The organism is Streptomyces rimosus, assembly GCF_008704655.1.
GTDB lineage: Bacteria > Actinomycetota > Actinomycetes > Streptomycetales > Streptomycetaceae > Streptomyces > Streptomyces rimosus.
Map to the genome: position 1 here is coordinate 1,573,125 of NZ_CP023688.1, position 15,157 is coordinate 1,588,281.

Sequence of the window (15,157 nt, forward strand, 5' to 3'; positions counted from 1 at the left end):
GCGTGTCCAGGGCCCGCGGGCCCGCGTGCCGCGCCCTCAGCATCCCCCAGGGCCGGATCGACAGCAATGGTCGTCCGGGGCGTACGAGGGGTCAAGATGATTACGGGTCGGCCGTCCGGCGAGCGTCAATTCTTGACAGGTGCGACGGCACTGGCGCCGGTGTAATGTCTGGCAGCACCGTAATTGTTCGCCTTCCGCTGTCCGGCGGCAGTGGCGAACTCGCTGAAGAGGTCCGCGGATTAGGCCGGTGCCGCCCGTCGGTGTGGGTCTACGGCAGGTAATCCGTCCGCTCCGGTAGGCGAGCCGGCTCGATGAGCCATGCCCAGATCAATCCTTCAAACGGGGACTCTCCATGACAGTTTCAGATTCCACAGCGGCAACGGCTGCTGTCGGCGACCTCGCGATCGACTACATCGAGATGTACGTGGCCGACCTGGACGCGGCGGCGTTCGCCTGGGTCGACAAGTACGCGTTCACCGTCGTCGGCACCGGCGGCTCCGCCGACCACCGCAGTATCGCCCTGCGGCACGGCACGATCACCCTGGTGCTCACCATGGCGACCTCCGACCGGCACCCGGCGTCGGTCTATGTCGTCGACCACGGCGACGGCGTCGCGGACATCGCGCTGCGCACCGCCGACGTCGAGGGGGCCTTCGCGCACGCGGTCGCGGGCGGCGCCGAGCCGCTGCGCCGGCCGGCCCGGCACGGCGGTCCCGGCGCGGCCGTCACGGCCACCGTCAGCGGTTTCGGCGACGTGGTGCACACGCTCGTGCAGCGCGGCCCGGAGGAGGGGCCGGGGCTGCCGGTCGGCTTCGTGGCGACGCTCCAGTCCCGCCAGCCGGTGCCCAGCGAGGTGGGGCTGCTCGAACTGGACCACATCGCGGTGTGCCTGAACAACGGCGATCTGGAAGGGACCGTCGCGTACTACCGGCACGCCCTCGGGTTCCAGGAGATCTTCGAGGAGCACATCGTCGTGGGCGCGCAGGCGATGGACTCCAAGGTCGTGCAGAGCCCCACCGGCCGGGTGACCCTGACGCTCATCGAGCCGGACACCACGGCCGACCCGGGGCAGATCGACGACTTCCTCAAGAGCCACCAGGGCGCGGGCGTCCAGCATCTCGCGTTCTCCTGTGACGACGCCGTGCACGCGGTGCGCACCCTGACCGGACGCGGCGTGGAGTTCCTCAGCTCCCCCGCCGCCTACTACGACCTGCTGGGCGCGCGCATCCAGCTCAGCCAGCACAGCCTGGAGGACCTGCGGTCCACCAGCCTGCTGGCGGACCAGGACCACGGCGGCCAGCTGTTCCAGATCTTCACCGCGTCCACCCACCCGCGCCGCACGATCTTCTACGAGATCATCGAGCGGCAGGGCGCGGAGACGTTCGGCAGCTCCAACATCAAGGCGCTGTACGAGGCCGTGGAGCTGGAGAAGAAGGGCCAGCGTGTCTGACCCGGCGCCCGGCGGTGACGTGGCGGCGGCCGAGCTCCTGACCCTGGAGGACGTGGAGCGGGCCGCCGCCGCGGCGCTGCCCGCCGGGGTGCGGGACTTCGTCGCGGGCGGCAGCGGGCGCGAGCGCACCCTCGCCGCCAACCGGGCGGCGTTCGACCGGGTCTTCCTGCGGCCGCGGGTGCTGCGCGACGTGTCGCGGTGCTCGACCGCGGCCGAGCTGCTGGACCGGCCCGTGTCGATGCCGGTGGCGATCGCCCCGGTGGCCTACCAGCGCCTGGTGCATCCCGAGGGCGAACTGGCGGCGGCGCGTGCGGCGAAGGCCGCGGGCGTGCCGTTCACGGTGAGCACGCTGAGCACCGTGCCGGTGGAGGAGATCACCGCGCTCGGCGGCGACGTCTGGTTCCAGCTGTACTGGCTGCGGGAGCCCGGCCGGGCCCTGGAGCTGGCGCGGCGGGCGGAGGACGCGGGCTGTACGGCGCTGATGCTGACCGTGGACGTCCCGTGGATGGGGCGCCGACTGCGCGACGTACGCAACGAGTTCACGCTGCCCGATCACGTGCGGGCCGCCCACCTCGACGGCGGCGGCGCCTCGGCGGCCCACCGCCGCACCGCCGGTGCCTCGGCGGTGGCCGTGCACACGGGCCGGGAGTTCTCCTCGGCGCTGTCCTGGTCGCAGGTGGCGGAACTGCGCGCGAGCACCCGGCTGCCGCTGCTGCTCAAAGGGGTGCTGGCGCCGGAGGACGCGGTGCGCGCCGTGGAGTTCGGCGTGGACGCGGTCGTGGTGTCCAACCATGGAGGTCGTCAGTTGGACAGTGCGCTGCCGAGCGTCGAGGCGCTGCCCGAGATCGCCGAGGCGGTCGGCGGCGACTGCCGGGTGCTGCTGGACAGCGGTGTCCGCTCCGGTACGGACGTGCTCAAGGCGCTGGCCCTGGGCGCGTCCGGGGTGCTGGTCGGGCGTCCGCCGGTGTGGGGCCTGGCGGTGGCCGGGGAGGACGGCGTACGCCGGGTGCTCGGCCTGCTGGCCGGCGAACTGGCCGACGCGCTGGGGCTGGCGGGCTGCGCCACGGTCGCGGACGCGCGGCGGCTGCGTACGGCACGGGGCGGGGCCGCGGCCGGTGAGCGCCGCCGGGCCGTGGTGAGGTAGCCCGCCGTAGCCCCGAAGGCGCCCGGCACGACGAAAGCTCCTGGTGGTCGAGGTCCCGGAACATCCGGACCCCGAACCGCCAGGAGCTTTTCCCTGTCCGCGGCCGACGGCGACAGCTGCCGCGCGGCTACGTACCCGGGCCGTCCGCCTCCCGCTCGTGCACCGAGATCGCGCCGGCCGGGCACCGCAGCGCCGCCGTCCGCACCTTCGCCGCCAGTTCCGCGGGCGGCGCCGGATCGGCGAGCACCACCGTGCCGTCCTCCTCCGACTGGTCGAAGACCGCGGGCACCAGCAGCGTGCACATGCCGGACGCCGCGCAGATCTCCGCGTCGACCCGTACCTCGACCATCGTCCCTCCTCTTCCGCGGGCGCCGCGCGCCGTGGCCGGGCCGCCGTCACCAGGCGACCGGCAGGCGCTCCAGGCCGTACGCGATGGAATTCGTCTTGTGCGGCACCTGGTCGGCGGGCACGGCCAGCCGCAGGTCCGGGAACCGGCGCCACAGCGCCAGGTAGGCGGTGCGCAGTTCCATCCGGCCGAGCGCGGCGCCGATGCAGTGGTGGATGCCGTGCCCGAAGGCGATGTGCGGCAGCGGCTCGCGGTTGACGTCGAACCGGTCGACGTCGGGGGCGAGTACCGGGTCGCGGTTGGCCATCGGGATCGAGCAGACGACCTCCTCCCCCGCCTTGATCAGCTGCCCGGCCACGACCACGTCCTCGACGGCGGTGCGCGGGGTCGGCGCGTGCGCCACGGACAGGAAGCGCAGCAGTTCGTCCACCACCCGGTCCACGGTGTTCTCGGGGTCCGCCAGCAGGACGGCGAGCTGGTCCGGGTGTTCCAGGAGGGCCAGCACACCGAGGCTGATCATGCCGTTGACGTTGTCCAGGCCGGCCAGCACCATCAGGCCGCAGATGCCGATCAGTTCCTCGTCGTCGAAGTTGTCGCCGTGGTCGCGGATGAGCTGGCCGATGAAGCCCTCGTCGGGGTCCTTGCGCTGCCGTTTGACCAGCGCGCGCAGGTAGTTGGAGGTGTACGCCTGAGCCGCGGCGCGCTCCTTGCGGCTGCGGTCCTGCTCCAGCTGCCACTGGTGCTTGACCAGGAACTCGCGCCGGTCGTCGCGGGGCACGCCGAGCAGTTCGCACAGCACCGCGCCGGAGATCGGGCTCGCGTACAGCTCGACGAGGTCGGCGGGCCGCCCCTTGCGCTCCATGGCGTCCAGGCAGCGTTCCGCGATCGCCTCGGTCACCGGCTTGAGCCGCTGGATGCGGCGGACCGTGAACTCCGGCGTGAGCATCTTGCGCAGCCGGGTGTGCTCGGGCTGGTCGTAGTCCATGAGGTGGCCGGACATCTCCTGCGGGCGGTGCTTGCTCCCGCCGCGGATGGCCTGGGCGCGGAACCGGCGCTGGTTGCTGAAGCGGACGTGGTCGCCCATGACCTGGCGCACGGCCTCGTAGCTCAGGGCCATCCAGATGGGCTCGGGTGCGGCGCCGGGCGCCGGGGCCACCTCTTCCCGGACGAGGGCGCCCTGGGCGCGCTGCCGGCGGATGTCGTCCGACGGGCCGAAGCCCGCCCGGCGGGCGTGGTCGAACTGGTGCTGGGACTCGTCCGGCATTGCTGCCTCTCCTCCTACCATGCGACGGGCAACGATTCCAGGGCGTACTGGCGGGACCGGGCGGGCCGGAACCGGACCCGCTCGTGCGGCACGGCGAGCCGCAGGTCCGGGAAGCGGCGCAGCAGGGCCGGGAAGGCGATGCGCAGTTCCATCCGGGCCAGCGGGGCGCCGAGGCAGTGGTGGATGCCGTGGCCGAAGGCCATGTGGGTGGCCGGCTCACGGGTGATGTCGAAGCGGTCGGCGGGCTCACCGGGGGCCGGTACGCGGTTGGCGGCCAGCAGCGAACAGGCCACGCTCTCCCCGGCCTTGATGGTCTGCCCGCCGATCGTCACGTCCACCAGTGCCGTACGGGGCGAGGCGGTGTGGATGACCGTGAGGTAGCGCAGCACTTCCTCGACCGCGCGGTCGGTCAGTTCGGGCTGTTCGCGCCACAGGGCGAGCTGGTCGGGGTGTTCCAGCAGCAGCAGGGTGCCCAGCCCCAGGATGCTGGCGACCTGTTCGAAGCCGGCGGCCATCACCGTCGCGCCGATGCCCGCCAGTTCCGCGTCGGAGACGGCCGCGCCCTGTTCGCGGACGAGACTGCCGAGCATGTCGTCGCCGGGGTTGCGGCGGCGGCGCTCGGCGAGCTGGCCCATGTACGCCCAGTACGCCTTCCCGGCGGCCAGCTGCTGTTCCTGGCTGCGGCCCACGTCCCGGGTGATGTCCAGGTAGCGCGCCAGTTCCGTCTGGTCGTCGCGGGGGACGCCGAGCAGTTCGCAGCTGGCGAGGCCCGGGATCGGCCAGGCGAAGTAGCGTACGAGGTCGGCCGGGCGGCCGACGCGCTCCATGGTGTCCAGGCAGTCCTGGACGATCTCCTCGATGCGGGGCTCCAGGCGGCGCATCTTGCGCACCGTGTACTCCGGCGTGAGCAGCTTGCGCAGCCGGGTGTGGTCGGGCGGGTCGTACTGGAGCAGGTTCCCGGCCTGGACCAGGCTCTCGGCGTCCTCCTCGCTGTCGGCGGGCGGGCGGGTGCTGAACCGCTCCGCGTCGGCCAGCACCGCCCGCACCTCGGCGTGCCCGGTGGCCACCCAGCCCACCTGCTCGGAGGGACCGATCGTGACGTCGGTCTCGACCAGCGGCGTCTCCCTGGCCATCCGGACGAGTTCGGGTACCGGGTCGAAGCGGTCCCGCCGGTAGTGCGCGGGAATCTCGGGTGTCTCGGGCATCCGCTGATCCTCTTCTTCGTCGTCGTCCGTGGTCACCCACTGCTGGCAGGGAGCCAGAACATGCCGTCCGGCGACGACACCAGCCCGCCGGGCAGCAGTGGCGTCTCGGGCTCGGCGTCCGCGCCGAGCAGCGCGCGCATCTGCACCTGGGAGCCCTCCCGCGTCACCTGGCTGACCACCGAGGACTTGAACAGCGGCAGCATGCTGCCGTCCTCGCTGTGCGCCAGCTGGTCGACCGCGCCGGCGAACTCCGCGGAGTCCGCCCGCAGGCGCTCCGCCATCGCGTCGGCGTCGGTCAGCGCCGTCTCGCTCGAGGAGACCCCGCCGACCAGGTCGACGAACGCCTCCATCTCGGAACGCTTGTGGTGGGTGACCTTCTTGGCCTGCCAGAAGTAGGACTGCTCGCTGTGGTGCATCTCGTAGAACGAGAGCAGGAACTCGTAGAAGACGCTGTACTCCCGCCGGTAGCGCGCCTCGAACTCCCGCAGCGCCACGGCTTCGTCCACGAGTCCCGCCAGGACACTGTTGATGCTACGCGCCGCGAGCAGTCCACTGTAGGTGGCCAGGTGCACGCCGGAGGAGAACACCGGGTCCACGAAGCACGCCGCGTCGCCCACCAGCAGCATTCCGGGCCGGGAGAAGGTCGTCTGGTGGTACGAGTAGTCCTTGCGCACCCGCAGCTGTCCGTACTGCCCGGTGGTCACCCGCCGTGCGTCGGCCAGGTATTCGCTGATCAGCGGGCACTCCGCGATCAGTGCCCGCAGTGCCTCCTCCTGGTCGCCCTGGATCTTCTCCGCCATCTCCCGGCGCACCACGGCGCCGACGCTGGTGAGGGTGGGGCTGAGGGGGATGTACCAGAACCAGCCGCTGTCGAAGGCGACCGAGAGGATGTTGCCGGAGTTGGGTTCGGGGAGCCGCTTGCCGCCCTCGAAGTAGCCGAAGAGGGCGAGGCTGCGGAAGAATTCGGAGTAGGTGCGCTGCCCGCCGACGCGCTGGAACAGCCGGCTCTTGTTGCCCGAAGCGTCGATGACGAACGTGCCGTACGCCTCGCGTTCGGCCCCGTCGGCGTCGGTGTAGCGCACGCCCCGTACCCGCTCCTCGTCCGCGATCACGTCCGCCGCCGCACAGCCCTCGCGGACCTCGGCGCCGCAGCGGCCGGCGTGGCGCAGCAGGATCTCGTCGAACTTCGACCGCTCGACCTGGTACGCGTACGACGTGGGGCCCGCCATGTGCTCGGAGACCGAGAACGAGAAGGTCCAGGGTTCCGGTGTCGCGCCCCACCGGAAGGTGCCGCCCCGTTTGCGTGTGAACCCCGCGGCCGCCAGGTCGTCGGCCACGCCCGTCAGCCGGCACACCCCGTGCACGGTCGACGGCAGCAGCGACTCGCCTATCTGGTAGCGGGGGAAGAATTCCTTTTCCAGTATCAGGACGCGGTGTCCCTGCCGTGCCACGAGCGCGCCGAGCGTGGAACCTGCCGGACCGCCGCCGACGATCACCACGTCGTACGTCTCCGGGTTCGCCGGGTTCCCTGCGTTCGCTGAATTCGCCACGGCCCTCTCCCCCATTCCCGGCGGAATGCACCTGTGCATTGCACACAGATATCTGCCCGCCTGCTATTCGATTGTTAATTTTCCCTGAGAACCCGTCAAGGCAGTCGGTTTGACAGCGGGTCCGGGTGTAGTGCGCCGGGCGATCAGCGACAGCAGCGGTCCGGTCATGAAGGTGGTGATCAGGGCCATGAGAACCAGGACCGTGAACATTCCGCGGCCGATGATCCCGGCCTCCAGGCCCACGTTCAGGACGATCAGTTCCGTCAGGCCGCGGGTGTTGACCAGCGCGGCCACCAGCGCCGACTGATGCCGGTCCAGGCGGCTCAGCCGGGCCGCCGCGTACGCCGGGACGATCTTGCCGATGGTCGCGACGGCCACGATCAGCGCGAGCAGCAGGACGGAGTCGCCGTTCAGCGTCCCGATGTTGAACGACAGCCCGGTGGTGACGAAGAACAGCGGCAGCAGCAGGCCGGCGCTCTGCTCCATGGGGCGCAGCACGTCGGCGTCCGGTACGCCGTCGCGGCGCGGCATGGCCAGACCGGCCAGCAGCCCGCCGAACACCGGGTGCAGGCCGAGCGACGAGGTGACCCAGGCGCTGCCCAGGGCGAGGGCCAGCGCGATGGTGACCTGGTTGGCCATCAGGGCCCTGGAGCGGTGCAGCCACCACCCGAGGACCGGCCGCACGACCAGGAACATGGCGGCCACGAACCCGGTGACCAGCAGCAGGGTCAGGGCCCAGTGGCGGCCCGGCGCATGGCCGGTGCCGACGAGGGCTGCCGCCAGGACCAGCCACGCGGCCACGTCCATGAATCCGGCGGCGGTGGTCGAGACGGTGCCGGCCGGGGTGCCCGCGAGACCGCGCTCACGGATGATGGCGACCAGTACCGGCAGGGCGGTGATCGCCACCGCCACCATCATGAACATCAGGAACGACTGGCCGCCGGCGTGCCGCGGGTCGACCGACGAGAAGGCGCCGGGCAGCAGCTGCACCGCCCCGGCGCCGAGTCCGGCGGGCGTCAGCAGCGCGGCCAGCGCGACCACGGCCGCCGCCCGGCCGCCCCGGCGCAGCTGCCGCGCGTCGATCTCGTAGCCCGCCACGAACATGAAGAGCACGATGGCGACCTGGGACAGCACCGACAGGAAGGGCAGCACTTCCTTGGGGAACAGGTGGGCGGTCGGATTGCCGGGGAGCCGGCCCAGCAGGGTCGGCCCCAGGGCGATGCCCGCCACGATCTGGCCGATGACGGCCGGCTGGCCGCACCGGCGGGCCGCGGCCCCCAGCAGCCAGGACACCACGACGATCAGTGCGACGTCGCCGACGACGACGGTCACCACGGTTTCGGTATTCACTTGGACCTCCCCCGCGAGGGCGGCCGGCGTCCCGGCCGCCCTCTTCCCTGCTTTTTCCGCGCGGGTGTCAGGACCCGCCGTCGCTCCCGCTCATTTCGGCGATGAGACTCTTCGGACGCATATCGGTCCAGTGCTCGTCGATGTAGTCGAGGCATTCCTGCCGGCCGGCCTCGCCGTGTACGGAGGTCCAGCCTTCGGGAATTTCCGCGAAGGCGGGCCAGAGCGAATGCTGTCCTTCGTCGTTGACGAGAACCAGGAAGGTGCCGTTCTCGTTGTCGAACGGATTGGTCATGACGGATTCCTTTCCCCTGTCGGCCGCACGGCCTGGAGCTTTTCCGCGACAATGCGCCCGATCTGGGCCAAGGGCGCGGGCTGGAGCATGCTGTAGTGGTCGGTGGCGATGTCGTGGGTCTCGATGGTTCCTGCGATGAAGCGCCGCCAGTTGCCGACGGCGTCCCACGCCTGGGAGTTCTCCGGCCGGTCGACGGTCGCGACGAAGACGTCGAGGTCGCCGCCGAACCGGGGCGGTGTGTAGCCGAACGAGAGCCGGCCCGCGTTGATGGTCACCTCCCGGATGTTGGCCAGCAACTGGTCGTCCAGGCCGCCGCCTTCGCCGCCCTGCGGGCCCTGTTCGCCCAGTTCGCGGCGGAGCACCACGTCCTCGCTCTCGCGGGCGGCGGGCGTCTCGGTGAAAACCTCGCCGGCGTCGCCGTCGAGGTAGGTGTCGAGCAGCGCCAGCAGCGCCACGTGCTCCCCGCGGGCCTCCAGCGCGGTGGCGACCGCATAGGCGACCGTGCCGCCGAAGGACCAGCCCAGCAGGTGGTATGGCCCGGACGGCTGGACGCTGCGGATCTGCTCGACGTAGTCGGCCGCCATCTCCTCCATGGTGAGCGGCAGCGGCTCGGGCCCGGCCAGGCCGCGCGCCTGGAGTCCGTAGACCGGCTGGTCGGCGGGCAGGTGCGGGAGCAGGCCCCGGTAGCCCCAGCTCAGGCCCAGGCTGGGGTGGACGCAGAACAGCGGCGGCCGGCTGCCCTGCGACCGCAGCGGCAGCAGGACGTCCAGGTCGCCCCGGCCCGTGCCGCGCGCCGCGGACCTGCGCGAGCGTTCACGGCTCGGGTCGGCCAGGACGATCAGGCCGTCGCCGGTGCGCCGGGCCCGGTCGCCGGTGCGCAGCATCCGCGCGCCCGGCGGGCCGAAGGGGCCGGCGACGAACCGTTCGCCGGTACGGGCGGGGCTGCCGGTGTAGCCGCGGGCCGTCGCCGCGCCCGCCACGTACAGGTCGCCCGCGACTCCGGACGGCACCGGCCGCAGCAGCTCGTCGAGCACGTACGCGCGGGTGTTCGCCACCGGGCGGCCGGTGGGCAGCGCGGCCGGTGCGGGCTCTCCGGCGGTGGTGCGGAGTTCGAGCCAGGGGCCGCCTGTCTCGGCGGTGCCGTGGGCGGTGACCAGGGTGACGTCCGGGTGCAGGGCGTGCCACTTCAGCAGGCCGTCGTCGGCCGCCGGCGTACCCGTCGACACCGCGAGGACTTCCACCGGCCGCTGCCCGTCCGGCGGTTCGGCGAGCGAGGGCAGCAGCGCGCGGGTGGTCACCAGCAGCTGGGCGTCATCGGACCCGGTGGGCGTACGGACGTCCTCCGGTGCTCCGAGCCGTACGCCGCCGCCGCTGCACAGCGCCGCGAGCAGCGGTGTGACCAGGGCCGCGACGGGCGCCCGGGTGTCCAGCAGCGTGGTGCCGCCGGCCGCCGGGGCGGTCTGGGCGCGGTGTGCCGTGTGGTGGGCCAGTGTCCGGTGGTCGATGACCGCGGCGGCGCCGTCCGGTGCCGCGGTGTCGAGCACCAGGGCGGGGTGGGCGGGCAGCGGCGGCCGGAGCCCGGCCGCACCGCCGGCGGCCCCGTTGGGCGCGGCGGCCACCGGGTCGTCCAGCGGCACGGTCGGCACCGGTCCGTCGGCGGCGAGCCGCCCGGCCGTGGCCGTCGTGCAGACCAGGGCGGCGGGCCGGGACTCGCGCAGGATGATCTCGATCTCCTCCACCGGCCGGTTGGAGTCCACCACGCGGCAGGCGGCCCCGGCCTTCAGCACGCCGGTCAGGGCGACGAGGAAGGCCGCGGTGAGCGGTTCCGCCACGGCCACCACGCTCTCGGGCCCGGCCCCCTGCTCGGTGAGCCGTCGGGCCAGCAGGCTGCTCGCGGCGTCCAGCGCGCCGTAGGTGAGCGTGCCGCTGCCGTCCATGGCGGCCACCGCGTCGGGGGTGCGGGCCGCCTGTTCGGCCAGCAGCTCGACGACGGTACGGTCCGGCACCTCGGCCGCCGTGCCGTTCCCTTCCGTCACCAGGCGGCGGAACTCGTCCTCGCCCAGCAGGATGTCCACCTGGCTCAGGCGCAGCTCCGGGTCGTCCGCGAGCTGTTCCAGTACGCGCACCAGCCGGTCGCCGATGGCCTGGGCGGTGTCCCGGTCGAACAGGTCGGTGGCGTACCTCAGCTGTCCGTCGAGGCCGTCCGGGCCGCCGTCGGCGCCCTGCCGTTCGGTCAGGTGCAGCGCCAGGTCCAGTTCGCCGGTGGCGGCGCCCACGTCCAGCCGTGCGGTGCGCAGGCCGGGCAGCTCCCACGGGTCCCACAGCTCGACCTTGCCCTCCTCGATCTCCAGGCCTACCTGGAAGACCGGGTGCCGGTCCACGGAGGGCGGCAGGGGCAGCGCGTCCACCAGGCGCTCGAACGGCACGTCGTGGTTGTCGCGCGCGCTCCGGTCCGCCTGCTGGGCGCGGCGCAGCAGTTCAAGGAAGCCGGGGTCGCCGGAGGTGTCGGTACGCAGGGGCAGCGGCCCGTCGAACGGGCCCACCAGCCCTTCGAGGCCGTCCTCGTCCCGGCGCGGCTGGACGGTGCCGACGGTGATGTCGGTGCTCCCGCCGAGCCGGGTGAGGAGCAGGGCCAGCGCGGCGTGTACGACCATGAACATGCTGGCCTCGCGGGGCTCAGCGGCCTCGGCCAGCTTGGCGTGCGCCGCGGCGTCCAGGCGCAGCGGCACGCTCGCCAGGCGCCGGGAGGGCAGCGCGGGCCGCGGCCGGTCGGCGGGCAGCGCCGGCTCGTCGGCCAGGTCGGCGAGGGTGTCCTTCCAGAAGTTCAGCTGGTCGCTGACCAGGCTCTCCGGTTCGTCGGCGCCGCGCAGCAGCTCCTGTTCCCAGCGGGCGTAGTCGGCGAACTGCAGTGCCAGCGGGGCCCGTTCGGGCGCCCGGCCTTCGGAGCGGGCGCCGTAGGCCGCCGCCAGGTCGCGGAAGAGCGGGTCGAGCGACTGCTCGTCGGCGGCGATCCGGTGCACGGTGACCATCAGCACGTGCTCGGTGTCCGACAGGGCGAACAGGTGCGGTGCCCAGGGCACTTCACCGGTCAGGTCGAAGGCGTGGGCGGCGTGCGCGGCCAGCAGGTCCGGCAGTTCCTCCTCGGTCGTCTCCGTCACCGGCAGCCGCGGGCGGGCGGCGTCGTCGGTGGCGGGCATGATGTGCTGGCGCAGTGCGTTGCGGGCGCCGGAGAAGGTGGTCCGCAGGATCTCGTGGCGGGCCGCCACGTCGCCGAGCGCCGCCTCCAGGGCCGCCCGGTCCAGGTCGCCCGTCAGGCGCAGCGCGGCCGAGAACTGGAACGCCGCGCCGCTGTCGTGCAGCCGGGTCATCAGCCAGGTGCGCAGCTGGGCGACGGTGGCGGGCGCCTCGCCGTCGTGGTCGGCCGGGACCAGCACCGGGCGGGCCTTGGTGGCGAGCGTACGGGCCACGCCCGCCGCGGTCGGCGCGCTGAAGAACTGCCGCAGGTTCAGCGCCGCGTCGAACTCCTCCCGGATGCGGCCGATCAGCCGCATCGCCAGGCCGGATTCCCCGCCCAGCTCGAAGAAGTCGTCGTCGGCGCCGACCTGTTCGAGCTTGAGCACGTCGGCGAAGAGGCCGCAGAGCTTCTCCTCGGTCTCGTTCTGCGGGGCCCGCCGGGCGACCCGTTCGGCGAAGTCCGGCGCGGGCAGGGCCTTGTGGTCGACCTTGCCGTTGGCGGTGACGGGCAGCGTACCCATCACCATCACCGCGGCCGGCAGCATGTAGCCGGGCAGGATCTTGGCGGCGTGTTCGCGGACCTCGTCGGCGTCCACCTCCTGGCCGTCCGGTACGACATAGCCGACCAGCAGCCGTTCGCCGGGGCGGTCCTCGCGGGCGGCGACCACGGCCTGGCCGACGCCGGGGTGCGCGGCCAGCGCCGCCTCGACCTCGCCGAGCTCCACCCGGAACCCGCGGATCTTGACCTGGTCGTCGGCCCGGCCGACGAACAGCAGCGCGCCGTCCTCCGTCCAGCGCACCAGGTCGCCGGTGCGGTACATCCTCTCCCCGGACGCGAACGGGCAGGCCACGAAGCGTTCCGCGGTCAGCCCCGCGCGGCCCAGGTAGCCCCGGGCCAGCCCGGTGCCGGCCACGTACAGCTCCCCCGGTGTGCCGGCCGGGACCGGCTGGAGGAACGCGTCCAGGACATAGACCTGCCGGTTGGACAGCGGGCGGCCGATCGGCAGCACCGCGGCCGGCTCCTCGCCCGCCCGGGTCAGGTGCCAGGTCGCGCACAGCGTGGTCTCGGTGGGCCCGTACAGGTGGCGTACGGCGGTGTCCGGGCAGGCCGCGCGCACCCGCGCGACGGCCGCGGCGGGCACCACGTCGCCGCCGGTCAGCACCTCACGCAGGCCGCGCAGGCACTCCGGCGCCTCCTCGGCCACCACGCGGAACGTGCCGGCCGTCAGGTGCACCGCGCTCACCCCGGCGGCCACCGCGGCGCGGATGTCCTGCGCGTCCACCGCGCCGGGCGCCGCGACGACCACGCGGCCGCCGGAGGCCAGCGGCACCCACACCTCGAACAGCGAGGCGTCGAAGGCGTGCGGCGCGTGCATCAGCACCGCGTCGCGCGGGCCCACCGACCATCCCAGGTCGCCGACGAGACCGGCCACGCTGCCGTGCGGCACCGCCACGCCCTTGGGCTGCCCGGTGGAGCCCGAGGTGTACATCACGTACGCGAGGTCCTCCGCTGCCACGCGTACGGGTACGAGGGCGTCGGCCGGGGCCACCGCGACGGCGGCCCGTACCCGGGCGTCGTCCAGCACGACCAGCTCCACGGCGGCGTCGACCGGTACCGCGTCGCGGGTGGCCGCCGTGCACACCACCGCCGACGGGGCGGAGTCGGCCAGCAGGAACGCGACCCGCTCGGCCGGGTAACCGGGGTCGACCGGGACATAGGCGGCGCCGGTCTTCCACACCGCCAGGAGGGTCACGAGCAGGTCCGCCGAGCGGTCCATCAGCACCGCGACCCGGCTGCCGCGCTTGACGCCGCGGCCGGCGAGGTAGGCGGCCAGCCGGTCCGACTCACGGGTGAGTTCGGCGTACGACAGGGAGCGCCGCGGGTCGCTGACCGCGACCGCGCCCGGCACCTGCGCCGCCTGTCCGGCGATCAGCTCCGGCACCGTGGTGCCCGGGACCTTGGCCGCGGTGGCGTTCCATCCGGCGAGTACGAGGTCGCGCTCCGGCTCCTCCAGGACGCCGATGCGGCCCACCGGCACCGTGGGGTCGGCGGCCAGTTGCGCCAGCACGCGTACCACCCGCTGCCCGATCCGCCGGGTCGCCGCCTCGCCGAACAGGTCGGGCCGGGCGGACAGCCGCAGGCTGATGCGGTCGCCGGGGAACACGCCGAGGGTGATGGGGTAGTGCGCCGCGTTGCGGGAGAGTCCGGCGGGCTCCAGGGTGAGGGCCTGCGGGTCGTCCGGTGCGGCGGGCGGGCGCGGGAAGCTCTCGTAGACGACGAGGGTGTCGAAGGACGCGCCGGGACCGGCGAGCTGCTGCACCTCCGACAGGCCCAGGTGCTGGTGCGGGAGCAGCGCCGACTGGCGTTCCTGGAGGTCGGTGAGGAGGTCGATGGCAGGCTGCCCGCCGTCGAGCCGTACCCGTACGGGCAGCGTGTTGATGAACAGGCCGACCATGGATTCCACGTGCGGCAGGTCGTGCGGGCGGCCCGCGACGGTGGCGCCGAAGACCACGTCGGTGCGGCCGGCCAGCCGGGCGAGGACCAGCGCCCAGGCGCCCTGGAAGAGCGTGTTGAGCGTCAGGCCGTGGCGGCGGGCCAGCTCCACCAGGTCGCGGGAGGGGCCTTCGGGGATGTCGATCAGGACGTCCTCGGGAACCACCGAGGCGCGGGTCCGGTCCGCCGGGACGACCAGCGTCGGCTCCTCGGCCCCGGCCAGTTCGGCCCGCCACGCCTCGCGGGCCGCGTCCTTGTCCTGGCGGCCCAGCCAGGCCAGGTAGTCGCGGTACGAGGCGGTCGGCGGCAGCGCGCCGCCGTGGCCGCCGTCCGCGTAGGCCGCGGACAGTTCGGCGAGCACGATCGGCATCGACCAGCCGTCCATCAGGATGTGGTGGCTGGTGACGATCATCCGGTGGCGGCCCTCGCCGAGGCGGATCAGCAGGACGCGCAGCAGCGGCGCGGTGGCGAGGTCGAAGCGGCGGGCCCGCTCGGCCGCGGCCAGCCGCTCCGCCTCGGCCGCCGCGTCGTCGGGCGGGAGGTGCGAGAGGTCGGTCTCCTGCCACGGCAGTTCCACCTCGCGGGCGATGACCTGCACCATGCGGGCCCCGCTGACCCGGCGGAAGCAGGCGCGCAGCGCCGCGTGCCGGGCGATCAGGGTCTCCCACGCCGCGCGCAGCCGGCCCGGGTCCAAGGGGCCGTTGACGGCGTGCGCGGACTGCACCGTGTAGACGTCCGGTCCCTCCTCGTCGAAGGTGGCGTGGAAGAGCAGCCCCTCTTGCAGTGGTGACAGCGGCCACACGTCCTCGACCATGGATCGGGTCATCG

9 protein-coding genes are annotated in these 15,157 nt (G+C 73.2%); 2 read left to right on the plus strand and 7 right to left on the minus strand.

Annotated features, from left to right (window positions below; all coding sequences use genetic code 11):
* Positions 1–352: 352 nt before the first annotated feature.
* A complete protein-coding gene (gene hppD, locus CP984_RS06465; RefSeq protein WP_030180425.1) occupies positions 353–1,450 on the plus strand; it encodes a 4-hydroxyphenylpyruvate dioxygenase in 1,098 nt (365 codons plus the stop codon).
* Positions 1,443–2,594, plus strand: a complete 1,152-nt coding sequence (locus CP984_RS06470; RefSeq protein ID WP_003980919.1) for an alpha-hydroxy acid oxidase — start codon at positions 1,443–1,445, stop codon at positions 2,592–2,594. Before hppD ends, CP984_RS06470 begins: the two co-directional genes overlap by 8 nt.
* A 127-nt stretch (positions 2,595–2,721) precedes the next feature.
* On the opposite strand, the gene CP984_RS06475 is transcribed toward CP984_RS06470, so the two are convergent.
* From CP984_RS06475 to CP984_RS06505, 7 genes are all read right to left on the minus strand, one after another.
* On the minus strand, positions 2,722–2,943 hold the full coding sequence (locus CP984_RS06475; protein ID WP_003980920.1) for a ferredoxin: 222 nt from the start codon (positions 2,941–2,943) through the stop codon (positions 2,722–2,724).
* 46 nt (positions 2,944–2,989) lie between these two features.
* The gene (locus CP984_RS06480) at positions 2,990–4,204 is read right to left on the minus strand and encodes a cytochrome P450 (RefSeq protein ID WP_003980921.1); all 1,215 of its coding nucleotides are present in this window, start codon (positions 4,202–4,204) and stop codon (positions 2,990–2,992) included.
* A 14-nt stretch (positions 4,205–4,218) separates the two neighbouring features.
* Positions 4,219–5,409, minus strand: coding sequence for a cytochrome P450 (locus CP984_RS06485; protein WP_030180429.1), 1,191 nt, complete (start codon positions 5,407–5,409; stop codon positions 4,219–4,221).
* Positions 5,410–5,441: 32 nt separating this feature from the next.
* The gene (locus CP984_RS06490; RefSeq protein WP_043976804.1) at positions 5,442–6,974 is read right to left on the minus strand and encodes a tryptophan 7-halogenase; all 1,533 of its coding nucleotides are present in this window, start codon (positions 6,972–6,974) and stop codon (positions 5,442–5,444) included.
* A gap of 48 nt (positions 6,975–7,022) precedes the next feature.
* Positions 7,023–8,309, minus strand: a complete 1,287-nt coding sequence (locus CP984_RS06495) for a cation:proton antiporter (RefSeq protein ID WP_003980924.1) — start codon at positions 8,307–8,309, stop codon at positions 7,023–7,025.
* 67 nt (positions 8,310–8,376) lie between these two features.
* Positions 8,377–8,601 (minus strand): MbtH family protein, encoded by a 225-nt coding sequence (locus CP984_RS06500; RefSeq protein ID WP_003980925.1) that lies wholly within the window; start codon positions 8,599–8,601, stop codon positions 8,377–8,379.
* Positions 8,598–15,155, minus strand: coding sequence for an amino acid adenylation domain-containing protein (locus CP984_RS06505; RefSeq protein WP_003980926.1), 6,558 nt, complete (start codon positions 15,153–15,155; stop codon positions 8,598–8,600). The genes CP984_RS06500 and CP984_RS06505 overlap by 4 nt, the downstream gene beginning before the upstream one ends.
* Positions 15,156–15,157 lie beyond the last annotated feature (2 nt).